Raw genomic sequence first — 26,164 nt, forward strand, 5'->3', positions numbered from 1 at the left:
AAGTACTAATGAAAAAACGATCCTTTATATTAATTTTATTTTTGGTTTTGCAAAGCAACTCAGCTTTGCTGTGGGCACAAACAGAGCCAGAAGAAATAAAGTTAGACACGGATCAATTTCAGGAACTTTTTTATGAATCATTGCTTCAAAAAGGAATTGAGAATTACGATAAAGCAATTGCTGCGTTGGATAAAGCAAAAAAAATCAAACCCAATGATGCAACAGTATATTTCGAACTAGGAAAAAATTATTTAGCATTAAAAGAGTATAAAAACGCTTATTCTTCATTTGAAACGTCTGCTAAAATTGATCCAAAGAATAAGTGGTTTTGGATTGGGATGTACGATGTGACTTATGAGACAAAAAATTATAATCAAGGAATTATTGTAATTAATAAATTGATTGAATTTGATGCAAAGTATAAGGAGGATTTAACTTCACTTTATATGGCAACAAACCAATTTGAAAAAGCATTAGTGTTAATACAAGAACTAGAGGAAACAATTGGTAAAACAGATCGAAGAGAAATATATAAAAACCAAATTCTGTCTCAAGGAAAATTTCAAAATATTGAAGTGATAAACTTGATTTCACAGATTGATAAATATCCTACTGAAGAGTCAAATTATCTCAATCTCATATTCTTGTATTCTAAAAATAACGAAGAATCAAAAGCATTTGAAGTCGTTAAAAAATTAGAAAAAGCAATTCCGAATTCAGAGTGGGCACAAGTTAGTTTGTTTAAAAGTTATATAGATGTTAATGACGGTCCTAAAGCAATCAATGCGATGAACATTGTTCTCGCTAGTTCGAAAATTGATTCTAAGATAAAACACCGAATCTTGAATGAGTTTTTAATTTTTTCAGATAAAAACCCTCAATATGCAACAGATTTAGAGAAAGCTGTTAGCTACTTTGACAATGATAAGTCAGTTAATGTAGCAAAAGAGTTAGGGAAGTTTTTTCATGCTAAGAAGCAATTTGAAAAGGCCGTAAAATATTATGAAAAGTCGTTAAATACGAGATCGGATGAAGCGGTTGAAACTAATTTGCTTTTGCTGCAGGCGTACACTGAGATGAAAGAGTTTAGTGTGTTAGCAAAAAAATCTGAGGAAATGTTGGAGACTTTCCCAACACAACCGCAGTTTTACTATTATGCTGGATTGGCTAAAAATCAATTAAGGGAATATAAAAAAGCCAAAGATCTATTGGAAATGGGCATGGATTATGTAGTAGAGAATAAGGAATTGGAAATAAATTTCAATATTCAATTAGGAGAAGCCTATAATGGGTTAGGAGATTTTAAGAAAAAAGATGAGTTCTTCTCTAAAGCCAATCAATTATTAAAAGAAAAAAAATGATTAAAAATAAAGTAATAAAAGGAACAGTTAGAGTACTAGTTCTTTGTATAGCAACTTCACTGACTTTTATGTCGTGTAAAACAAAAGCGATTGCAGTTTCAGCAAGTAATGAGCCTGTGAAGCAGGCTAATTACATGTCAGCCAAAAAAATAATAGAAAAGCATTACGACAATAAAATTCAGTTTTCGACATTATATATTAAGTCTAATGCACGTTATGCAGATGATAAGCAAACACAAAATGTAACTGCAGAAATAAAAATAAAAAAAGACGAGCAAATTTTAGTGAGTATTCGTTTTTTAGGAATAACGATGGCTAAAGCATTGATTACCCCTACAGCAGTAAATTATTACGAGAAGATAGGTGGTAAATATTTTGAAGGAGATTTTAGTAGTTTGAGCCAGTGGTTAGGAACTGATTTAGATTATGGAAAGATTCAAAATATGTTACTAGGAGAGGCTATCGATGATTTGACTAAAGGTAAATACTTAGAATCATTGCTAGAGCAAACGTATAAGTTAGATGATGCTTCTAATAAAAACACGAAAAAGTCATTCTTTTTAGATGCTAATAGATTTTTAGTAGAGAAACAAGAAATAACTCAAACTGCAGAGGAGCGCATGATAAAAGTCGCTTACGCAGATAGTAAGGTTTATGATCAAGCAGTTTTACCGTCAAAAATTTTAATCAATACAATACAGAAGAAAGGAAATACTGAAATTAATCTAGAATACAACTCAGTATCGTTTAATGAAGAACTTTCTTTTCCTTATAGTGTTCCAAAAGGGTACAAAAGAATTATAATTAAGTAAATTTGCAAAAATATTTTTTCAATATGCCAAAATTTCTCCTAAGCCTAATTTTTATTTGTATGACTTCATTACTATGGAGTCAAGATTCTCAGCAAGAAAAATTAGAACAACGCAAAGCTCAAATCCAAAAAGAAATTCGTGAAAATGAAAAATTATTGCAAAGTGTAAAGCAAAAAGAAAAATCAGCTGTTAATATAGTTGTCATTCAAAGCACGAAAATTAAGCTAAAAGAAAATTTAATTAACACGACAGAAAAGCAAACAAAATTGCTGAGTAATGATATGTATATTAATCAAGTTCAAATCAATAAACTTAAAAAGGAACTAGCGGAACTGAAAGAGGATTATTCAAAAATGATCGTAAAATCATACAAGAGTAGATCTGAGCAAAGTAGAGCAATGTTTTTACTGTCTTCTGAAAGTTTTTTACAAGCGTATAAAAGAGCGCAGTATATGAAGCAGTATACTGGTTATAGAAAGATGCAAGGGGAGGAGATTAAAACAAAATCTAACAAACTAACTGACTTTAATGCAAAGTTAGATGTTCAAAAAACGGCAAAACAAAAATTAATTGCTGAGAATCAAAAAGAACGTATTTCATTAGAAAAAGAAAAACAAGAGCAGCAAAAATTAGTAAATGTTCTTAAGAAAGATAAAACTAAAATCTCTCGAGAAATTGGTAAAAAGCAACAAGAATATCGCACCATCGATAGACAAATTAATAAATTAATTCGGGAAGCTATTGCTGCAGCCAACAGAAAAGCGGCATTAGAAAAAGCAAAAGCTAATCCTAGCGCTCCGGTTTCAAAAGCGGCTGTGTCTTCTTCTAAAATTGAATTGACTCCAGAGGCAAAAATTATTGCGGATAATTTTAGATCAAATAAAGGAAGATTACCTTATCCAGTAGAAAAGGGATATGTTTCATTAGGATATGGAAACCAAACGCATCCATTATTCAATACGATTACGGTACACAACAGTGGTGTCGAAATTACAACTGATAAGGGAGCAACTGCAAGAGCCGTATTTGGTGGTGAAGTAACTAGCGTTATCATTCTATCGCCGGTGAATAAAGCAGTAATGATTCAGCACGGAGATTACTTTACAGTATATCAAAACTTGAGTTCTGTGAGTGTAAGTAAAGGAGATAAAGTAGGAATCAAACAAAGTATAGGAACTGTTCGAACTAATGGGGAGACAGGAAAAACAATTATTAAGTTTTTAATTCTTCAAAACACAAGTTATAACGATCCTGAAGGTTGGTTATCTAGAAGATAAATCCACTCTTATTTTAAATGAAAAAGCACTATCGAATTCTGAGGAATTCAATAGTGCTTTTTTTTATTTAGTGTTTTTTAGTCTAATAAGTTATCCTATCAAAGAACTGCTATATCAATCACGTTATAAACGCTTCCAAAGTAAGAGTGACAGATAACAAACTCTAGAATGAAAGCTAAATTTAATCCATTATTGTTACTCAGGAACAATCTCAACCGCATGATTTTAATTGACAATTTGATTCGATTTAAAACAACAAACCCAATCAAAAAAGAGCTGCATTTTCACAACCATTAAATTCATTGAACATCATGCTGAATAATTAACCTAAAAGTTTTGTAGAAGATAATACGTACTTATTACAGCTCCTTTATCACTCGATACTTAATCTTTTATTTGTTGAGCTTGTTGAACTCTTTAAACAACTCTAATAGTCCCATCAGCGACTTCACTAGATCATTTGTTTCAAGTAATAAAGCAAAGTATAACTTACTATTCTTTGCGCTCGTTTCAGTTGTTCGAATTCTCTTAATTTGCTTTGTAATTAATTCAGAAACGGTATCAAGCAATATTTGTTTGTCATTTAGAATAAGATCAATTTTATAGAAATCTTCAGTTTTAAAACTATCTTCTAATAGTTGTAATAAATTTTGAAGTTGTCTATCAATTGTTTTTAAATCTCTAATTTGGTTAAACTTTAAATGCTTGTGGTTATTATTAACGTGTGAATAACTTGTAGAGGTTATAAAATCAATAGACTGAACCATATCTTGCAAATAGCCTAAAATTAATATATAGAATTTACTTGCATCTACTGATGTATCATCAAGATTTTTTATTAGATAAAAAACATTGCTTTTTAATTCGTCAATCTCTTTTTCCAGCTTCTTTTGGTCTTTTTTATTGTCTTTTAATTTTGCTAAATCTTGCAAACTTAAGTTGTCTATGACATTAGAGTACAATGCACTAGTTTTACGGAAAACTTTTGAAATTTGAGCAGAGCTCTCCGTTATCATTTCGTGTACAGTAGCAATATCTTCTTTACGTAGGCTTTTAATTTCCTCCTCAATTTTGATCTTTTGCTTGTGTTTTCTAGAACTTTTATATAGTATGATTCCTAGTAAAAGCAACAATCCTACGAAAGCAAAAATTTCGCCTACTTTTAAAATATAAGCCATTATAAAAGCTAGTACAAAAGCAATTATTGCTGTAAAAAACCATCCACCAATCACTTTAAAAACACCTGCTATTCTGTAAACAGCACTTTCTCTATCCCAAGCTCTATCAGCAAACGACGTTCCCATTGCAACCATGAACGTAACATAAGTTGTAGAAAGTGGTAATTTAAGAGAGGTACCAATTGAAATTAAAATACTAGCAACCATTAAATTCACAGATGCTCTTACCATATCAAAAGCAGGTTCATCTTCAGACTTTTTCTTTGATTTCTCTACATTGATAAATCGGCTGTCGATTTTAATTTGTAATTTTTTTGGTAAAAAAATATTAATGGCTTGACCTACATAAACTCCCATTCGAACGATAACTCTAGAAGCAGTATTAGGTGTGAATTTTTCGTCTCCATCACCTTGTCTCGATAAATTTACGCCAGTTTCAATAACACTTTTTGCCTTTTTCGAAGTCCATAAAGTAACTACCATTACAACACCAGCAAACATCAAGAAATAAAATGGAGCGACAATATCATCATTTGCTAAAGCACCCATCATAAACTCGTCACCAGAAACGCCACTTCCTTGAAAAATTTGATACGAATTAAAGGCAGCAATTGGAACTCCAATAAAGTTTACTAAATCATTTCCTGCGAATGCTAATGCTAATGCAAAAGTTCCAATAAGGATAATAACACGTAAAATATTGACTTTGAAAAAGCTTATTAATATTTGCGAAAGCACAAGGAAGAAAACAAAAAGAATTCCTAAAATTAAAAACTGATGTTTATCAATCCAATCAAATTGTGTTGCAGAAATAAATGAAACACCTTTTAAACCTTTTATTAATATAAAGAACGAAATTGCTGAAATTGCTACTCCTCCGAAAATTGCACCAAAGTATTTTAATTTTTTCTCGTAATGGAACGTGAAAATAAGTCTTGAAATGTATTGAATAAAACTACCTAGTGAGAAAGATAATATCACAGAGAGTAAAATACTGTAAACAATTGTGGATGCTTTTTTAGTATTGATATACATTCCTAAATGGTCTAAAGTCTCATCAGAAGTGTAGATTTTATATAAAGCTAAACAGACTGCTGCTCCTAATAATTCAAAAATAATAGAAACTGTAGTTGATGTTGGTAATCCTAAAGAGTTAAAAACATCCAGTAATAGAATGTCAGATATCATTACTGCCAAGAAGATAATCATAACATCGTTGAAACTAAACATGCTAGGAACAAAAATTCCGCTTCTAGCAATCTCCATCATTCCGCTTGAAAACATTGCTCCAACGAGCACTCCAAGACTTGCTACAATCATGGTAGTTTTGAATGAAACAGCTTTTGAACCTACCGCAGAATTTAAGAAGTTTACTGCGTCATTACTGACTCCTACGACCAAATCTATAACGGCTAAGACGCCCAAAACTAGCAACATTATTACATAAATCTGCTCCATTTAAATCAAAGTTTAATTTTGTACAAAAGTCCTTTAAGAATTCTGTTTGCATGTTAACTTAATGTTATTAAAAAGTTATGCGTAATTCAAGGCTTAATGTACAAATTCTTTTTTGATGACGCTTTAATCAATATATTATAATATTAGCGAAGCAGTATTTGAAAATTTTCTCTAAGTAATTTTGTAATTTGGAAGCCGCAGAAGAGATGTGTTTACTTAAACGATGATTCTATAGATTTTATCATTCCTTCAGGTGATGATGTTCCTGATATTATAATACGTCTAATAGTATGAAGAGGATCAATTGAATCCCTTTTAGTCGACAAAATATACGCCATTTTATGCCCGCTCTTTTTTAATTCAGGAATTGCTGTTGTATTCCACAATCCGAAAGGGTAAGCAAAGTCTGTTACTGGTTTTCCAATGATCTCCTCTAGTTTTGCTTTAGGTTTAACAAATTGTGTATTCCAATCTTCGCCAGCATATTTAGTAACCATGTGGTGATCCCAAGTATGTGAAGCGATAACATGACCGTCATCAGAAAGCGTTTTTATTTGCTCTTTACTCATGTAACCGGGACGATTTATAGCAACTGTCATTATAAAAAACACTCCCTTGAAACCGTACTTTTTCATTTCGACTTCACCAATAGTAAATTGATCTATTCTAGTGTCGTCAAATGTGATCATTATAGGTTTTGCAGGAATGGGGCCATCGTAAACTAAATAATCATAAAGTTGCTCTGGCAAAATCGTCTGATAACCAGCATCAGCTAGCGCTTTCATTTGCGCAGCAAAAGCAGCTGGTTTCACCGTATTTGTTTTCATAACAGCGCTTGCAGTATTGCTAAATTCTCTAATATTATGGTAACATAAAATAGGCACTTCTTTTTTGGAAAGAATTTTTGCGGCATCTGCCATTACGTTTTTAGCTTCTACTTTCTTAACAGTAATCGTATCGCCGTCAATTGCTGTTTCGGTTTCGGTTTTTGTTTTACGAGTTTCTGACTGACATCCCACTAATAAGAAGAGCCCTAAGAAAACTACAATAATACTATTTTTCATAATGCAAATATTTAATTATTGATATTGGATGTACATTGGTTTCGGGGTGAATTTGACTAATTCCTCTGGAGTGTACATCGACCAATCGTTCTTATTATCATTTTTATAAAATAATTTAAAGCCAGTGAAGTGTACTGGTTCCCTATATATGTAGCGCAAATAGGTAGATTTCTTAAGTACTTTGCTACCAAAACCATCCATATCCATTACGACCTGAACTTCAGGAACAATTTTTATGTCTTTATAGTTTTTTACCATTCCTTGTGTAAAACGATGTACAACAAGTATTTTGGGAGTTAAGTTATTTTTTCGAACGATGTCCGCAAGAATATCAATAGCATCATTAATATCTGCTGCTGTAAAATGTCCAATTTTAGTTCCTGGACGTTCACCACCTTTCATAGAAAATTCAGGATCAATTCCCAAGTGTACGTTAGGCATAGAAAGATAATCTACTAATTGGTTTACTTCTGCTTTCACGCTGCTGTGTCCTACCTGAATATCAACAAAAACTAAGGCGTCAATTGGTTTAGCCCATTTAATAATGGTATCAATTTGTTTAAAAGGCATTCTCATGCGGTGCATATTATCTTTCCCTGGAGCACCTTGAGCGGTTACAGCAATATAATGTAGAGCAGGAATCGCTTTAACAGTGGGTTCTGCAGCTTGCCATTTAGCCACTTCACCTTGTAGTTTTTCAAGCATTTCTTTTCTAGGAATTTCACCTAAAATGCCCATTCTTGTAGAATATAAATTACCGTAATACGCAATAATTCTGTTGTAAGGCAATATAGCGCCCGGCAAAGGATATGGCGCTTTTACTGGCCATCTTCCTGTTGTATCGCTGTTACTCATTGCTACCATTCTTTTATTGTAGTCGAGCGTATCTATCGTAAGTACTTTTTTCTCCTCAATTGAATCCTTTTTTACGGCCTCTGATTTAACTGTACTGTTATCCGTATCTGCCGCTTTGCTGCGATTACAAGCGATGGTGCCTAACAGCAATAAAGGAAGTGCAATGAACGCAATTGTTGATTTTTTCATAGTAGTTAAATGTTCTATTAATTGGAAAAGGAATTACAGTTTTAAAGATACTTTTTATTCTGAATCACAGAGCAAAGATATGTTTTTTACAGCGCGACTAATCTAATAAAATTATGTCTCAAAGTACTATTTTTTATATAATTTAAGGATTAATAAAAGACATTATTATTTTAAAAATAGAAACCTTATTTCCGATGCGACATATAATCGTAGTAACTCATGATTTTAAAGTATTCAAAGCTATAGTTTACTTTTAAAATGGAAAGAAAAAGCTAACTTTATAGTTATTTTTTTCACTTCAAATATTCGAAAGCTTGTTTAAAATTATTTTTGTCAATCTAGCCTTTTTTATCAGTATTAGTTCTGTTTATGGACAGGTAAAAAAAGATACCATAGCGCTTGAAGCAATCACTTTAAAAGGGTCACCTATTAAGCAACAACTTCAAAATGCAGCTTCTTCGATAGCTGTCATCACAACTGCCGATATTAATAAAAGCGACGGAATTGTGTTAACTCCCATTTTTAATAAAATCCCGGGCGTTACAATGCAACAAGGAGCTTTAAATACTAATAGGATTACGATTCGTGGAATTGGCGCGCGTTCTCAATATGGTACAAATAAGATAAAAGCTTATTTTGATGGAATTCCACTCACTTCGGGCGAAGGCGAGACTACTATTGAAGATATTGAAGTAGCATCTATCGAAAAAATAGAAATTATAAAGGGCCCAAATGCCACTAGTTTTGGTTCTGGATTAGGAGGAGTAATTCATTTGTTTTCTAAAGAGACAGCTTTGTCAGAATCTTTTGGAAAGGCAACAACTACATTTGGAAGTTTTGGATTATTGCAACAAAGGCTCTCTGCAGGGTTTAGTGATACCAAAACTAATTTATATGCGAGTTACAATGATTTAGAGAGTGATGGATTTAGAACCAATAGCGCCTACAAAAGGAAATCTTTTACTCTTCACGGCAAACAAAAAATAAATGTAAACGGTAATCTATCATTTTTAGGAACTTTTACACGCTTGAAAGCTTTTATTCCAAGCTCTATTAATGAAACAGATTTAAATAATAATCCAGAGAAAGCCGCCAGTACGTGGCAAGCTGCTCAAGGATTTGAATCCTACGATAAAGTGATGATAGGACTGGGATATGATCATCGATTTTCAGATAAATGGTCCTTACAAACTAGTGTTTTTTCTAATTTTAAAGAGGCTTATGAACCAAGACCATTTGATATTTTAGAAGATAATACAAGTACAATAGGATTTCGTTCAAATGTGAATTATGCAACGCAATTATTCTCTCTACCTTTCGAACTAAGCTTTGGAACAGAATTGCTCAAAGAGAATTACGAATTTTCTCTCTTTAAAAACTTGTATCAATCACAGCCGGGGAAAGGAAGTATAAAAGGGGAGGAGTTTAGTGCAATTGAGCAAGATCGAAAGTATAGTAACTACTTTTTACAAATGGAAATTTGGCTCACCGAAAAACTTCATCTAGAAACAGGTTTAGCGTTTAACAAAACCAAATATTCTTTAAGAGACACTTTCGATATAAACATTGAAGTTAAAAATGCACCTTTTACTTTTGGAAATGTATGGTCGCCAAGAGTTGGATTGTCATACAAAGTCAGTAATGGAAAAAATATATTTACCTCAATTAGTAAAGGATTTTCGGTTCCTGCAGTTTCAGAAACGCTAACTCCCGAAGGTCAGATAAACACGGATTTGAAACCAGAAGTGGGAGTAAACTACGAAATAGGTTTCAAGGGAAATTGGCTTCAAAATAAGTTATACACTGAATTGACTTTTTATAGTACCCAAATTACAAATCTGTTAGTAGCAAGACGCACCGCTAATGATCAATACGTGGGTATTAATGCAGGAAGTAGTTCGCATAGTGGAATGGAATTTTCGCTAAATTATAAATTTTTGAATGGTAAGTATTTCCAAATCACACCTTACATTTGTGGAGCAGTGAATAATTTTAAATTCAAGGAATTTAAAGATAACGATGTAGATTATTCAGGAAATCAATTGACGGGCGTGCCTGAAAACCAATTTAATTTTGGATTAGATGTTAACACAAGTAATGGTTTTAGCTTAAACACTTCTTACTTAATTATGGATAAAATTCCTTTGAATGATTCTAATACTAAATACGGCAAAGGGTATTCATTGCTTAACATCAAAACCACTTATGCTTTTACAATTCTAAAGATTCTCAAAACGGAAATAAACGCAGGCGTTAATAATGTCTTGAACGCTAAATATGCTGCCAATATTTTACCTAATGCTGTTGGTTTTGGTACTGCTTTGCCAAGGTATTTTTATCCTGGAAATCCAGTAAATTACTACGGAGGATTTTCTATAACCTACCTATTTTAAATCGCTTCAAAATTATTTTTTTGCAATAGCTTCCACTTCTTTTAGGCTTACAACTTTGGTTTGTTTATTTCCCCAAGAAGTCATCGCATAATTCAGTACATCAGCGACTTCTTCATTAGAAAGCCCCATGGCAGGCATGTTTTTGTCATACTTTGTCTTATTAACAGTGATTGCTCCACTTAATCCAAATTTAACTGCTGCAATACTTTCATTTCTTTTAGTAGTCAGCCAGTCAGAGCCAGCTAGGGGAGGATTTCCAGCAACATCTCCTTTTCCATTAGCACCATGACACTGAATGCAAAAATCAGCGTAAATCTCTTTTCCAGGGTTTTGAAGTGCTGTAATAACTGCTGTTTCTGAATTGAAAGCTATATAATTATCCTGCAAGCGAGCATTTTCTAAACTCAGATTTCCTAACAATAATATTCCAAATCCTAATAATAATTGTGTTGCAAGCATAATTTAATTTGGTATAATTTTTAAAATTCCTTTTCCTTCTACTCCTATATAAATGTATCCGTCTGGACCTTGAGCAACGTTTCTAACACGGCCAACTCCAGCAGCTATTTTTTGTCTACCAATGACTTCATTTCCTTTTAGTTTTACTAATTCGAGATATTCAAATTTTAAGGAACCTACCAGTAAATGTCCGTTCCAGTCTGGATATTTATCGCTAGTTACAAATGCCATTCCACTTGGCGCGATAGAAGGGAGCCAGTAATAAATAGGTTTTTCAATTCCTGGTTTTTCATTTTCTTCACTAATCGTTGTTCCATCATAATCAATTCCGTAGGTAACTATTGGCCAGCCATAATTAGCTCCTTTTTTTATAATATTGATTTCGTCACCACCTTTTGGACCGTGCTCGTGTGCCCAAATTGCTCCTGTTAATGGATTTTTCGCCATTCCTTGTGGGTTTCTATTTCCATAAGTAAAAACAGCTTCCTTCGCTCCAGCTTGACCTACAAAAGGATTGTCTTTCGGGATTGTTCCGTCATCATTTAATCGGTATATCTTTCCACCATCGCGTTTAATATCTTGTGGATTTACAAAGTGGTCGCCTCTTTCTCCCACTGAAAAATACAGATATCCATCGTTGTCAAATACGATTCGGGATCCAAAATGTTGTCCCTTAGTAGTATTGGGCGTTGCTTTATAAAGAGATTCCACTTGAGTTAGACTTCCGTCCAATAATTTTGCGCGAATGAGTTTTGTATGTCCACCTGTGCCTTCTCCTTCATCAGAAGCAAAAGTCATATAAATCCAGCCATTTTTATTATAATTGGGATGTAAAGCAATGTCTAATAATCCGCCTTGACCACGAGTATAGACTTTTGGGACGTTTTTAATCTCTAATTTTGTTCCGTTTTTAATATGGTAAAGTGCTCCACTTTTTTCAGTTACCACCATTGTTCCGTCCGGTAACCACACCATTCCCCAAGGAATTGAAATATCTCCTGACCCAGCTACGGTTTCTAATTTGTAGTTTTTTGAATCTTCTTTTAATGGTACATCATTTTGTTTTACCTGTGCTTCACAACTTATAGAAAGTGCAGAAAAAAGAAAAAGGTAAGGGATTATAATTTTTTTCATAATGGTGCTTTTACTAATATTTAGAATATAAAACAGTTTTAAAGATAGTAAAAGACAAATTAAAAAGAAGATTCTCTTGCAATTTTTAGTTCGAATTAACGAATTGGATTGAGTAAAGATTTTTTTAAAACTTTATGTGATAGAATTTAAAAAGTTAAGGTGAAAATTAAGCTTTTTATACAAAAAAAAGAGACTATCCATTTTGGACAGTCTCTAAAAAAACTTCTCAAATGAATAAGAGAAGCAACCACTAATCAAAACAAAAAATTTCACTTATATATTAATCAAGGTATTTCTGATCCGTTAAGGTATTCATAAAGGCAATAAGTGCTTTTATCTCTTTTTGAGAAAGATTCAATTCATCTGATGGTAAAGTTTGGTTTTCAACGGTTATTCCAGATCCAACTCCTCCACCTTTGTTGTAAAAATCAATAACTTCCTCTAAGGTAGAAAAAACTCCATTGTGCATGTAAGGCGCTGTTAACGCTACATTTCTTAGAGTTGGTGTTTTGAAAGCGTTTTTGAGCTGCGGCATTTCATGTTGTACATACCTTCCCATATCAGAACTTATTTTTAAATTGTTTTTATGCTCTGGAGTTCCAATAATCTCATGTTCTGTTTTATTAAATTTTGGCGGAACTGTACCATTAAAAAGCGGAATGAAATGACAGGTTGCGCATTTTCCTTTACCTGCAAAAACATTAAAACCTAGTTTTTCTTGAGTTGTAAAATCATTCGATTCGCCACGCATGTAAGTATCAAATTTACTATCGAAAGCGTTTAAAGATCGAACGTAACTTGCAAGAGCATTTTGCACGTGCCACTCTTCAACTTTTTTTGATTTTGGAAATGCGTTCATAAATAACTTGTTGTACGCTTCGTCTTTGCTTAAAAATGCAGCGATACTAGAGAGATTGCCATGCATTTCTTCTTTATTCTGGATTACATCGCTACTTTGTTTTTCTAAATCCAGTTGTCGCATATCCCAAAATTGAGCATTTTGTAAAGATGCGTAAGTCAAAGTTGGTGTGTTGCGAGACAAGTTCCCACCTTTTAAAGAGGTGTTTGTTTTTAGATTATCTGTAAATGCCATTTCTGGATTGTGGCAGGAAGCGCAACTTCTACTCTTTTCTTTCGAAAAGGAATTATCATTAAAAAGTTGTTTACCTAAAGCTACTTTTTCGGGAGTATATTTATATTCTTTTGAAGGAGTAAAAGCATTGACATCAAAAGCATCTTTTTCGAAAATTGTTATAACATTTGGATTGACCACGCTGTTTTTATCAATAGCTTTAATTTTGTTTTTTTGTTGAAAAGCAATTAAATTACTGCTAATAGGATTTAGAAAATTCTTGATAAAGTGAACTCTTTCAAAAGCATTAAAATCATAGTTGCTTCGGCAGTATTTCGCCGCTTCAGAACATAATTCAACTAATTTTTTACTTACTTCATCTTTGTATTCCAAAATGCTAATTGAATTACCTAAAGCAATTAAGCTCGTCTCCGTTTCTGGAATGGATTGTAATGCAATAGGAGAATCAAAACCAGTAATTCCAAGTGCCAGTATTCTATTGACTTGCATTTTTAAAGCATCTAAAACATAATCATCAGAAATGGTGATGACGGTAAAAGTTTGTCTCACTTGATTCAGATTCGCCTTTATCATCTTTATTTCCCTAACTAAATCAGCTTTGTTTTGTAGATCATATTTTGGATAAATCAGTTCTTCAATTACTTGGAATCCATTAGGAGGAAGAAATTTATTTTCAGCTACTTCTAGTTCGTCAAGCGCTGGTCCGTTTATAAAGCGAGCGGGATCTGGACAGAAATATTCTACAGCCCATTCCATTTTTTTGTAGGCCATTCGAGCATTAGTAAAAGCTTGATGTAGTTTTTCTTGTTCTGTTTCTTGCTCTGCAACTGCCTGAAAATCATTTATTTTTTGCTCTAATTTTTCAACATCAGTTAGCAATGATTGTTGTACAGTCAATGATTTATATTCTTTTTTACAACCTACTATAGTTACAGCAAGAGCAAGTAGAATAGTAAGAATTATGTTTTTGGTGTGGTTACACAGAGATTTCATTATGAGGCTATTATATAAACCAAAACAACCTGTAGTAGGTTGCTTTGGAATAAATTAATTCTAAAATTATTTTTGAACATTTCTAATAAGTACGGTTTGTCCACCTTCTTTGTTAGTGTTGACACCGCTTCCATCAGGATTTTTAAAAGCATCTTTTTGCCAAGTATGTGGGTGAATGTTTAAGATAAATGTATTTGGAACACCTATCACATCAGAGATATCTTCCATTGCACCATATTCCCAACTACCTAATTTAGTTGTGCCAGATTGATTGTAAGTTGCGTTCCAGACAGCATCATCTCTTTTATGATTCATTGTCATCCAAGGTTTGTTTGCTTTTGTAGCAATGTTATATTGCCAGATGTACGAATCGTGTTTTGCATCTGCATAGTAAGAATCACCATCTTCTTGTATGTAAACATAATTCTCAGTTACACAAATGTTATCTGGGTTTATGATACCAGTTCCTGGCGTAGAATCGCCTTCAACAACTAATTCTATTTTTCCTATTAAAGGATTTTTGTCGTCTAGAACTAATCTATACACTCTTCCCCACATAGTATAACCTGCTACAGGATTGTTTCCGCTAGATTGACCAGTAGCTGTGAAATAGATTTCACGGTTATTTTTAGCAGAACCTTTTCTATAATCGACATCTTCCACTCTTGAAAAACGAATCGCTCCTAAATTATTTACTGTTGTATTTATTGCTGCTCCAGTTAAGTTTTTAGCATTTGGAATCTCCACAAAAGAAACATCAAATGAATTTCCTACCGTCATTGTAGTTTCGGTTTGTACACCGTCATTTCTTTTTAATGCATACAATTTTCCATTATTAAGATCTCCTACAACTTCACTTACATACATTATTACTTGTCCAGCACTATTGTGTCCTGTCGAATATCCTTGGTCTTCGCCAATAATAATTACTGTTTTTCCAGCGTAAGCTGCTTTAGTTAGCGGTACAGCATTTTCCATACTAGCTTTTCCTAAAGCAGGTAAAACACGGTCCTTTCTACTTTTTTGACTGCTTAAGCTAAAAGGGTCGATTCCATGAACCATGCTTTCCTCACCGCTTTCTCCTGCAGTTAAAAATATAGGTCCAAATCCGTGGATTGCTGGAGTAGCTAAAGTAGCCGAACATAATCTGGTCATTCCACCAATTCCATCAACGATATAATCTCCTTTTATTGGTTTTAAAGTTTTATCGAAATAAACTCTGGAAACAGATTTCAGTATTTCGTGATTAGTAATCATCATGTATCCATCTCCATTAGGATCTTTCATAAATCCAGCGCCATCAGGTTGTGCTCCGTACACGAAAGAAGGAGATTCAGACAATACATCTGTACTACTAATTAATGAACTTATTTTTAGATTTTCAAACCCTTCTTTAGCAACTACTAAAGCGGGCATTGATGAGGTGTTAAAATCAATTAAAGAGTTGGATTTTTTCTCGTCGTTATCATTTTGACAACTTACAACAGCTAAACTAGCGATAGATAAAATTCCGAGTTGTTTCAGGTAGTTAATTTTCATGCTTCTTGTTTTTAATTATTTTGACAAAGAAACAGTGAAGAAATGGTAAGCAAGTTAAAGGAGATTATTCAAATTGTGACCATTTTGTTAAGTAGAGGTGATGCTACAGTTAAGAAGTTAAATTAAGGTAAATGAAATTATGGCGAAACCCATTAATAAAACTAAATTTATTTGAGAGCTAGCGTATTAGGTTTTTCTTCAGCTTTTTAGAATTTAGATTACGTAAAAATTACTTTACGTCTTTTTAGAATAAACCATTAATAAAGAATTGTGTTTATTGAAATAACATAAGGATGAGTTGCAATCAGATTTCTAATCCTTTGCTGCAAAAAAAAAGACTATCATTTCTGATAGTCTTTTAGTAAAAGTTCCCTCAATAAAAAATCATGAGTTAAGTCAATAAGCGAAAGGCTTTACTTTATTGCATTTTTTGACTTTGCAGTATTTTTTTTACTAATTCAAAACTCTTTAAAGTCATGAAAAGTAAGTTCCTCTTAGTTTAATTTCTAAACTCTGATATTTAATAAAGAAAGGATCTTCACTATTTTGATTCTTGAAGCAACTGCTCTAAATAAGCTCCCCAAATTTTTGGATTAGAGTGCGTTCCATGTCCAGAGGTTTTGTCTGTGATAGGTAATAATATAAAAGTACCATTCTTAACATTTTTAATTTCTCTTTCCATCAATCCTAATTCTGGTGGATTTACTTGATCGTCAGCTGAATTTATCGCAACTAATGGTGCTTTAATCTTCGATAGATGAGGTTGCGGATTGTAATCTCTAGAAGAATCGAACGCATAAATTAAATCATTTGCATCAAGCATCGATGCGTATCTATTTAATGTTTTCTCCATCATTGCTTCTGCAGTTTCTCGCGTAGGAGCATTTTTTTGCCATTGCAATGGACTACTAGTCATAAACATTAGAGAGAGAATAGCGCCAGACATACCTTGTTTAGGTTGTTCTAAATAATTACCATCTTTCCATTCTGGATCCATTTCAATCAGCTTTATGGCCATTTTTCTCTGGATTCGATTTCTCCCAGCTATTTCAACAGGTAGACTAGCTAAAGGCATTATTGCATCCATGAAATCTGGGTACGTATACCCCCAAACCCAGCTGTGCATTCCGCCCATAGATGTTCCCATTACTAATCGAAGGTGGTCTACTTTTAAATGTTCTGTTAACAGCTTATAATTAGCTAGTACCATATCATCGTAATTGTATTTTGGAAATTTCATTTTCAAACCATCACTCGGTTTAGATGACTTACCATGACCAATATCATCAGTAAGGATAATAAAATATTTAGTGGCATCAAGAAGTTGGCCGTTACCAAATAAATTTCCTCCAAATTGATCACTTAAAAAATTAGCTCCGCTTCCAGTTGTACCGTGCATGATTAATACCGCATTATTTATCTTTCCTTTCTTGTCTTTAGTGGGACTGCCTAAGGTTGTGTAATGGAGTTTTAAATTCTCCATTTTTTCTCCGCTTTTAAATTCGAAATTTTGAATTCTATAGTCTCCTTCTTTTGGTGTAGGATATTTTTCTTGCGCGTTGCTACTAGCAAAAACAAGAAAAAAGAAAAGGAGTACTTTTACTATATTTTTATCGGTCATCATTTATATTATTTGAGTTTTAATCTTTCATGTATTGCTATGATTATGATGCAGATAATTAATATCCAGCTGCAGCTCCATCCTTTCTACTTTCCGAAGCTCCAAAAAATACTTTCCTTACAGGATCGTACATAATTGCTTGGTAACCTCCGTAATATCCTCCAAATCCAACTTTATGACCTTTTCCAATCAAGGTTTTTATAGATTCGAAATCAAAGCCACTTTCAATTAAAATCTCTCCTTTTCCTAAAGCTAATTCGCCAGTGAAGTCAGTGGAACCGACATGTTCAAATCGAGGAGCATCTCCAGCTTCTTGAAGGTTCATTCCAAAATCAATTACATTCATCAATACTTGCAGATGACCTTGTGGTTGAAAATCACCACCCATCACACCAAAACTCATAAATGGAACTCCTTGTTTTGTAACAAATCCTGGAATAATAGTATGGAATGGTCTTTTTTGTGGTGCGTAAGAATTTGGATTCCCTGTAGTCAGGTTAAAACACTCTCCTCTATTTTGCAACATGTATCCTAATTTAGGAGGAACCATTCCAGATCCCATTCCTCTATAATTACTTTGAATTAAAGAGACCATATTGCCGTCTTTATCCGCTACGGTTAAATAAACGGTACCACCATCACTTTCTTTTCCAGCTTTGAATACACCAGCTTTATCTGGATTTATTAAAGCTCTTCTTTCTTTTGCGTACTCTTTTGATAATAAATCAGCGACCGAAACTTTCATGAAATCAGCATCTGCATAATATTTTGCTCTGTCTTCAAAAACTAGTTTCTTAGCTTCATTTACAATATGTAAATGTTCAGCACTACCGAAAGAAATTTTGCTAAAATCATATCCTTCAATAATATTCAACATTTGCAAAGTTGCTATCCCTTGACCATTTGGTGGTAATTCCCAAACATCATATCCTCTATAATTTGTTGAAACCGGTTCAATCCAATCTGATTTATGAGCCGCAAAATCTTCATAAGCTAAAAAACCACCTTGTTCTTGGATAAACTTTGCACTCTCTCTAGCGATGTCTCCTTTATAAAATGCATCTCTTCCACCTGCTGCAATTTTTTTATAAGTATTGGCTAGAAATGGGTTTTTAATTATATCTCCCTTTCGAGGTAACTTTCCATCAACGGTGTAAGTTTCCTTAACATTTGGATACATTCCCATATATCTTTTGATAGAACCTTGTAAATAATAAGCGATTAGCTCCGTAGTGGGAAAACCTTCTTCTGCATATTTTATAGTTGGACTTAAAATATCCTTCATGGCAATTTTGCCAAATTTTTTATGCAATTCAAACCACCCGTCAACGCATCCTGGAACCGATACCGGTAAAGGTCCGCTAGCTGGAATGTGTGTGATATTATTTTTAGTGAAATAATCTAAGGTAAGTGCTTTTGGAGAACGTCCACTAGCATTTAATCCGTACAGTTTTTTAGTTTTTGCATCCCAAACAATTGCAAATAAATCACCACCTATTCCGCTACCTGTTGGTTCCATTAAACCTAACGCAGCGTTAACAGCGATCGCTGCATCAACTGCTGAACCTCCCTTTTTTAGAATATCTATTCCTATTTGAGTTGCTAGTGGTTGACTGGATGCCACCATACCGTGTTGACCAATTACTTCAGATCGTGTAGCAAAATTTCTGCCTGTTAAACGGTCTTGAGCAATCAAAAGTGTAGTTGATAGTAAGAATAATGTAAGTATCGACTTTCTCATAGTTTTTTTATTTAATAAATCTGTTAAGTCTAATTATTATAAATTAAATAGACTTAACAGATTAATTTTCTTTAAAAGATGTCCCAGAATAATTTAGTTTCACTCTTGTCTCCACCAATTTTAGATGAAGCACTAGTGTAATTTAAACCATTTAGTTGTTGCTCATTTGACGGATATTTCAATCGGTTAGGAAATCCAGAAATAGGATTTACAGGAAGTGTTAGTTTAGGGAAATCTAATCTACGCACTTCTAACCAACCTTCAAAAGGGCGATTGTATAAAGCAATCCATTTTTGAAAACCTATTTTTTGCTTCCATCCGCCAGTTGCAGTAGTATAAGCTACATCAGTTCTAGCCAAATAAGTATCTGCCTCTACACTTGTACCACCCCAATAAATTACTGATGTTTTAATGGCGTTGTTGTAATGCAACTCAGCAGTTCCTGATACTGTAAAACCACGCTCTTTAGCTTCCGCTCTATAAAACTCCATTTCTACATAATCAATTAATGTATTTGGTGCGCTAGGCGCCGCTATGCGTGCACTTGGTTTGGACATTTTTGGGTAATCACTTGGTGCACCCATAATTCCACCCACGTACATTCCCACATTATTTACACCAAAAAATCCAGGCTTTCTAGGATCTGAAAAAGTGTTAAGAACATCCATTAAATCTTTTGCAGCAATGTAATCAGTACGATTTGCTAACACCAATTGATCGTATAAAGGATTATTATTAGGCGTAGCGCTGTAGTATTTAATAAATGCGTCATTAGCTGTTGAGTTAATAGCGTTTGGCTCCGCTTTTTCAAAAGCAGCTTTAGCTTTTGCAAGGTCAGTATCAGCTATAGTCATTGCCATACGCACTTGAAGAGAGTTTGCAAAAGAAATCCACTTAGCAATAGAGCCTTGAAAAAGGATGTCTTCTGTTGCACTAAATCCAGGTGCAGCAGTGCTTAATTTAGCAATGTCAGCGTCTAATCTTTGCATTAAATCTGCGTTGATTGTTTTTGCATCATCATATACTGGAAATAACTGTTGGTCATCCAGCGATTGCGTATAAGGAACATCACCGTAGGTATTTACTAAAATATTAAAAGTATAAACCTGCATAATGTCAATTATTGCTAACTGATTTGCCTTTTGCGCTACATTCAATGCGGCGTCAGCATTTATAATTCTCGAACTTTCTTTTAAGTCATTTAGAACATCTCGGTACAAGCGAGTCCACCAGGCATCGTTAATAGATCGCGTGATGTAATTGAAATTAGCTTCTTCTTGAATAACGGCTTGCGCCCAATGATTCACGAAATGTCTAAAAATATTTACATTCACACTTGCCGAAGCTAAGCCGTCTGATAATGATTTGACAGCATTTGAAAATAAACTTCCGGCGGGAACATTGCTAGCAAGTTTTGTCTCCTCATTAAAACGAGTAATATCATCTGTACAGGCACTTATTGTTAGAATACCTATAAGAACTATAATTATGGATCTTTTTTTCATGATTCTTGGTTTATAATTTGATTTTAACATTTAAGCCAATAGTACGTACAGTAGGGTACGAACCACTTTGATATCCTGAAATATTTCCTGAGGATAAATTTTCTTCTGGATCAGCATAAGGCACATTTTTATGAATCAACCATAGGTTTCTACCCGTTAATGAAAATTCGATATCATTGATAGATTTCATTTTTGCAACTAAAGTTTTAGGCAGAGAATAAGAAATTGACAACTCTCTAAGTTTTACAAAACTTGCATCATAAACAAAAGCAGACTGTGGACGATATTGACTTGTACCTGATACAATTGTTACTCTTTTAGTATTAGGTTTTCCATCTGCTGTAACTCCTGCCAAGATAATTCCACCACCACTTGCAACTGGATCACGTTTTGGATTTCCAAGATCGTTTAATCCAACTGTCTCAGGTAAAATACCAGAAGTTGTTCCGTAGTACGTATCTAAAGAAAATAATTGACCACCTTTTTTAACATCTATCAAGAAACTTAAAGTAAGATTTTTGTACTTGAAACTATTACTTAAACCGCCTATCCAATCAGGATTTACGTTTCCGATAACGTTAGAAGTTGTCGATGTAAAAGCATATAATCCGTTTGCATTGATTAATCTTTCGCCATTTAACATTTCATACGTTACAGATTGTAACTCTCCATAAGGCTTACCAATCGAAGCATTCAAACTAACTCCACCTTGAAAAGTTCCTAATTGAAGGTTTTTACTATCGTTGTAAAGTGATATTACTTTATTTCTATTTCTAGTGAAGTTTAAATTCACATTCCACGAAAAATTATCTAATTTTATTGGCGTAGCAAATAATGATAACTCAACACCTTTGTTTTCGATATCACCAGCATTTATAAATTTGCTTGAATATCCTATTGCAGTTGAGGTAGCTACAGGAATAATTTGATCAACAGTATTCGTGTGATAATACGATGCATCAAAGCCTAATCTATTATTGAAAAAGGACATTTCTAATCCTATTTCTTTACTAACAGTACTTTCCGGTTTTAGATCACTGTTGTTTTTAGTATTTGGTAAAGAGAAAAGCAAAGTGCTATCAAATGGATTTGGCTTCGTGTAAACATCGTTAAGACTTCCCCAAGCTGCATCATTACCAACAGTTGCATAATTCATTCTTATTTTTCCAGAAGACAACCAACTCACGTCTTGTAAATGATGGTAAAACACATAACTTCCTGAAATAGCATAATAATTATAAGCATTTGCATTTGCAGGTAGTGTCGAGGATTTATCTCTACGTAATGTTGCATCAAGAGTTAGAAAATCTCTGTAGGTAAGAGTTGCTCCACCAAAGACTCCATCAACTGCTTTTGGCTGATATGATTCTAATGGTGCAGGGATAATACCTTTAGAATTTGATACCGCGTAAAGATTAGGTACTATTAATCCTCCATTAGTTTGAGAGAAAATCGAAGAAATTGTATTTCTTCTTAAATTTATTCCAGCTAATCCGCTAAAGCCAAAGTCCTCGTTTATCTTTTTATTAACCGTAGCAAGTAAATCGTAGTTGGTTTCATTAAAATTTCTATCAAATCTAGAATAAGATGAAACTCCCGCACTTCCCACTGCTCTTCTTTCTTGTTGTGCTTCTGAGTACGTATCTAAAGACACTCTACCTAAAAGATCCAACCAATCTGTAATTTTATAATTAACGGATACATTTCCAATTAATCTATTTCTGGTGTCATTTTGATAATTTTCATAAACAACCCAGTACGGATTATCGGAAAATGCTGGAGCTAGATTGGTAAGTTTAGTAGGATCTGCCCAGTTCCAAGTGATGTTTTTTCTGTTTCTAAAGTATGCATCTTTTAATTCTAAAACATCTACGTTAGTCTGGTTAAAGTGGCGGAAATTACTATTAACGTTACGACCCGTGTCGTAACCTGTTCCATACCTTCCTTTTCCATTTACTTGAGAATAATTAGCTAAACCGCTTACAACAATCTTATTTGTAATATTATAGCTGGCGCCAAGATTTATGATGTTTTTTAAAACGCTACTATTTGGCAAAGCACCTCTTTCATCGTTTCTAGTGAATCCAACTTTAAAAGATCCTTTATCTTCTACTGATCCATCGATCATGATGTTATGATTAGTTGAAATAGCAGTTTCATAAAAACTATCAGGTCCATTTTTCGGTGCTGTCCAAGGTTTTGCCTTTTGATAATTTGGAGATGCGGGGTCGAAAGATTCCCAGTCATAAACCATCAAATTTGGATTGTAGCGTGGACCCCAAGAACGAGGTGCAAAAGTAGGAACCACTAAATCTTTAGTTCCGTCGCCATTCGCATCAAAAAATAAGAAACCGTCTTTATCTTGTGCAATTGATCTTCCTGCGCCATATTCTTGTTGGTATTTCACAAAAGTAGATTTATCAATTGTACCTACAGTTACTCCACTAGTAATAGAGATTCCTAAACCAGCCTTTGGCTTTTTAGTGGTAATCATAATTACTCCATTTGCAGCTCTAGAACCATATAATGCTGATGCTGCTGCACCTTTTAGTACGTTTATGGAAAGAATGTCATCTGGGTTTATATCTGCTGCAGCATTACCATAGTCATAACCACCTGCTCCTGATTTCTGAGAATCTGAATTAGTATTAGAGTTATCAACAGGCACACCGTCCACAACAAATAATGCTTGATTATTTCCTGATAATGATTTGTTTCCCCTTACTACAACATTTACAGATCCTCCAACAGAATTCCCCTGTGTAATTTGTAATCCAGAAATTTTTCCTGAAAGTCCGCTTGCAATATTGTTAAGTCTCGTTTTATTTAAATCATCACCGCTAATTTGCTGAGCGGCATAAGGCAGTAAGTTTTTTTTACGTTTAATTCCAAAAGCAGTCACCACAACTTCTTTTAAATTTTGCTCTTCTTCAACTAAAACAATTGTCATAGCGGTAGATTTAATAGTTACCTCCTGCGACTGCATTCCAATGTAAGAGACAATTAGTTTTGTGACTTTGTCAGGCATTTCAATTGTAAAATTACCGTTAAAGTCAGTCAAAACACTAACTGTTGTTCCTTTAGCTAAAACTGTTGCCATAGGTAGAGGAATTCCAGATTGATCAACTACTTTACCTTTAACAATTGGTCCTGCATTTAATTTTTCAACGCTTACTTGTTTATTCTGTAGTCGCTGAAGATCTTTTGTAGTGGGAGCGTTGTTTTGTAATACAATTTGATCACTCACTTCACTGTACTCTATATCGAGCGGTTTTAAAAGTTCGCTTAAAATATTTGATAAAGTTTCATCTGTAGCATTTACAGTTACTTTTTGAGAAAGCTGGCTAATTCTCGAGTTGTACGAGAATTTTACATTTGCTGCTTTTTCCAGTTTAGACAATGTTCGTTCTAAACTCAAATTTTCAATGGCAATAGTTACCTTCGTGTCTAGCTTCTTTTGTCCACTAGCATTATTTGCCATGGTAAGGGTTGAAAAAGCAAATGCTAAAACAAATTGAATGAATGTTACTTTCATAATTCGATGTAGTAATCGTTGTTTGACGACTGTTTTTTTCATAATTTTAATTCGTTTGATTAATACTATTTAACGGGTATTGCGAACTTATAAACTGAACTTTACAGAGAACAATTTATTTTTTTTGTGCTTTAAAGATGGTATATCACCTTAGTCGCTCTTCTTTTTACATAGGCATAGATATTAGTTACATCCTTCTGATGTAATATTTATTTGATTTCCATTCATTTGATAACTTGTGTTTTTGCCAAGACTTTTACAGATAATTTTTAATTTTTCAGGTAATGGTTCATCATTTAAGGACGTGGTTAAATGACAATTTTTTAATTTCTCTTCAGGAAAATCTATTTCTACTAAATAAGCTTGTTCAATTGTTTTTAAAATTTGACTTATTGGTGTATCTGAAAAATTGAAACTTAATTGCTCGATACTATTTGCGTTTTTAAGTATCGATTTGTCAGTGGTAATATCAGTAATTTTCTCATATGTTGATTTTTTTCTAGTGAAGCGAAGAGCTTGATTTGGAAGCAAAATAATCTCGTCCTTGTTCAATTGTGCTTTAGATTCATTTGAGCTTATTTTTACTTTACCTGTGCGAACTACCACTTCAATGTTAGGTTGATCATTATAAGCGCGTATTTTAAAACTGGTTCCCACAACTTTAGTAACAATCTCATTAGCACAAACAAAAAAGGGCCTGCTGCTATCTTTACTGATTTCAAAAAACCCTTCACCTGAAAGATAGACGCGACGCTCGTTATTCAAAAACGTTTTAGGGTAACTCAGTTTACTTTTAGGTTGTAGTAACACCGAACTACCGTCAGAAAGCGTAATTATTTGTGCGTTTTTTGAATTGTTAGTTTGTTGAACTAAACCTTCATCATTTTCTATAATACTCGAACTATAAATAGTCAAGGAACTATCCTTATAAATATTTCTGTGATAGAAGCTTCCAACTAAAATTCCAAAAATAGAAGCCGCTACTGCAATTTTAAGAGTTCTATTGTAGAAAATTTTTGAAATTAGTTTTCTAACTTTTCTATCGTTATTTTCTTTAGTTTTTATTTTGCTCCATGTTGTATTTAAAGCGGAGTTAACATTGAGTGCTTTTTCATCTGCTTTCTGAACTTTCATTGCTAGAAGTAAAGCGCGCGCTTCTTGAACTAATTTAGCGCGTTCTGAATTTTCTAAAGTCCACTCTTCCCATTTTTGCTCGTCATTATTGTATCGTACCCACTGTCGAAATGATTCATTAGATAAGAAATCTTCAAGCTCAGTAAAATTGTTACGTTCGTTCATTTTTCACTATGGGTTTCATTATCTAAGAGGAATTATTTAGTGTTATATACTCACTTAATTATGATTTTTTTTATAAAAAACTAGAAAATAGCTGTCAAGCCTTTGAATATAAGCAGTTATTTAGATGAATGTCTAGAGTAAATGAAATGATGAAAATTCTTAAATTAAGTATAGTACTACTAAATAAAATTCTTGTTTCGTTTTTTTTAAAGAAATCCAGAGAGATTTTATTTAAAATCTGAAAATTGATGTTCTACACTTAAAGTTTTAAGTGGAATAATTTACAATGAAAAGTAATTGTGAATGGAAATTAAATTAATGAGTCAATGGTTTGACACTGCAGTGCATCAATAACTTATATACGAATTTGAAAAAAAATTATAAAATTTTCAATTTCCGAGTGAGATAGTTTTTTTGGGTGTTACTACCGCGTTTAAATTTAATTTATTTTTCAGGAGAAAAAATATTTGTAATCGCACTTTTTTAAGTGGTTACCTCGAGATTTTAAATGGTTACCGAATTGTATACCCTTTTTTTCTAAAATAACTTTTCAAGCTTACAAAGGATCAATACATAATGTTGTGGGGAAATATTAAAATCTAGATATTTGTGATTCCAAATTATAGCAAATGCAAGATTCCTACAGCGAACTAATCAA

General features: G+C 33.3%; 16 protein-coding genes. 4 read left to right on the top strand and 12 right to left on the bottom strand.

Annotated elements, in window-relative coordinates; genetic code table 11:
• The first annotated feature begins 8 nt into the window (after positions 1–8).
• From RCH19_RS11985 to RCH19_RS11995, 3 genes are read left to right on the top strand one after another with little or no spacing between them, the layout of a single operon-like run.
• A complete protein-coding gene (locus tag RCH19_RS11985; RefSeq protein ID WP_343023420.1) occupies positions 9–1,361 on the top strand; it encodes a cytochrome C biosynthesis protein in 1,353 nt (450 codons plus the stop codon).
• The gene (locus RCH19_RS11990) at positions 1,358–2,173 is read left to right on the top strand and encodes a DUF4292 domain-containing protein (protein WP_343023421.1); all 816 of its coding nucleotides are present in this window, start codon (positions 1,358–1,360) and stop codon (positions 2,171–2,173) included. The genes RCH19_RS11985 and RCH19_RS11990 overlap by 4 nt, the downstream gene beginning before the upstream one ends.
• Positions 2,174–2,232: 59 nt before the next feature.
• A complete protein-coding gene (locus tag RCH19_RS11995) occupies positions 2,233–3,450 on the top strand; it encodes a peptidoglycan DD-metalloendopeptidase family protein (RefSeq protein WP_343023422.1) in 1,218 nt (405 codons plus the stop codon).
• 392 nt (positions 3,451–3,842) lie between these two features.
• Here the strand turns inward: RCH19_RS11995 and RCH19_RS12000 are convergent, their stop codons facing one another.
• The 3 genes from RCH19_RS12000 to RCH19_RS12010 all read right to left on the bottom strand — a co-directional run bounded on the left by RCH19_RS12000 (position 3,843) and on the right by RCH19_RS12010 (position 8,194).
• Entirely contained in the window at positions 3,843–6,086 is a 2,244-nt protein-coding gene (locus RCH19_RS12000) for an inorganic phosphate transporter (protein WP_343023423.1), read from the bottom strand.
• 212 nt (positions 6,087–6,298) lie between these two features.
• Positions 6,299–7,150, bottom strand: coding sequence for a polysaccharide deacetylase family protein (locus tag RCH19_RS12005; RefSeq protein ID WP_343023424.1), 852 nt, complete (start codon positions 7,148–7,150; stop codon positions 6,299–6,301).
• Between the two features lie 15 nt (positions 7,151–7,165).
• Positions 7,166–8,194 (bottom strand): hypothetical protein, encoded by a 1,029-nt coding sequence (locus tag RCH19_RS12010; protein WP_343023425.1) that lies wholly within the window; start codon positions 8,192–8,194, stop codon positions 7,166–7,168.
• 314 nt (positions 8,195–8,508) lie between these two features.
• Here RCH19_RS12010 and RCH19_RS12015 point away from each other — a divergent pair, with 314 nt between their 5' ends.
• Positions 8,509–10,587, top strand: coding sequence for a TonB-dependent receptor (locus tag RCH19_RS12015; protein ID WP_343023426.1), 2,079 nt, complete (start codon positions 8,509–8,511; stop codon positions 10,585–10,587).
• A gap of 12 nt (positions 10,588–10,599) precedes the next feature.
• On the opposite strand, the gene RCH19_RS12020 is transcribed toward RCH19_RS12015, so the two are convergent.
• The 9 genes from RCH19_RS12020 to RCH19_RS12060 all read right to left on the bottom strand — a co-directional run bounded on the left by RCH19_RS12020 (position 10,600) and on the right by RCH19_RS12060 (position 25,506).
• Positions 10,600–11,046 (bottom strand): cytochrome c, encoded by a 447-nt coding sequence (locus RCH19_RS12020; RefSeq protein ID WP_343023427.1) that lies wholly within the window; start codon positions 11,044–11,046, stop codon positions 10,600–10,602.
• 3 nt (positions 11,047–11,049) lie between these two features.
• A complete protein-coding gene (locus RCH19_RS12025) occupies positions 11,050–12,180 on the bottom strand; it encodes a PQQ-dependent sugar dehydrogenase (protein WP_343023428.1) in 1,131 nt (376 codons plus the stop codon).
• Positions 12,181–12,460: 280 nt separating this feature from the next.
• On the bottom strand, positions 12,461–14,266 hold the full coding sequence (locus RCH19_RS12030; protein WP_343023429.1) for a cytochrome c peroxidase: 1,806 nt from the start codon (positions 14,264–14,266) through the stop codon (positions 12,461–12,463).
• A 66-nt stretch (positions 14,267–14,332) separates the two neighbouring features.
• Positions 14,333–15,805 carry a hypothetical protein gene (locus RCH19_RS12035; protein WP_343023430.1) on the bottom strand — a complete coding sequence of 491 codons (1,473 nt, stop codon included), beginning with the start codon at positions 15,803–15,805 and terminating at the stop codon, positions 14,333–14,335.
• A gap of 541 nt (positions 15,806–16,346) precedes the next feature.
• Positions 16,347–17,429 carry an alpha/beta fold hydrolase gene (locus tag RCH19_RS12040; protein ID WP_343023431.1) on the bottom strand — a complete coding sequence of 361 codons (1,083 nt, stop codon included), beginning with the start codon at positions 17,427–17,429 and terminating at the stop codon, positions 16,347–16,349.
• A 55-nt stretch (positions 17,430–17,484) separates the two neighbouring features.
• Positions 17,485–19,167: a gamma-glutamyltransferase gene (gene ggt / locus RCH19_RS12045; RefSeq protein WP_343023432.1), complete on the bottom strand. Its 1,683-nt coding sequence runs from the start codon at positions 19,165–19,167 to the stop codon at positions 17,485–17,487.
• A 71-nt stretch (positions 19,168–19,238) separates the two neighbouring features.
• The gene (locus tag RCH19_RS12050; protein WP_343023433.1) at positions 19,239–20,672 is read right to left on the bottom strand and encodes a SusD/RagB family nutrient-binding outer membrane lipoprotein; all 1,434 of its coding nucleotides are present in this window, start codon (positions 20,670–20,672) and stop codon (positions 19,239–19,241) included.
• Between the two features lie 10 nt (positions 20,673–20,682).
• Entirely contained in the window at positions 20,683–24,249 is a 3,567-nt protein-coding gene (locus tag RCH19_RS12055) for a SusC/RagA family TonB-linked outer membrane protein (RefSeq protein WP_343023434.1), read from the bottom strand.
• Positions 24,250–24,390: 141 nt separating this feature from the next.
• On the bottom strand, positions 24,391–25,506 hold the full coding sequence (locus tag RCH19_RS12060) for a FecR family protein (protein WP_343023435.1): 1,116 nt from the start codon (positions 25,504–25,506) through the stop codon (positions 24,391–24,393).
• Positions 25,507–26,164: the final 658 nt, after the last annotated feature.

Source organism: Flavobacterium sp. PL12 (genome assembly GCF_039123485.1).
In the GTDB taxonomy this organism is placed as follows: Bacteria; Bacteroidota; Bacteroidia; order Flavobacteriales; family Flavobacteriaceae; genus Flavobacterium; species Flavobacterium weaverense.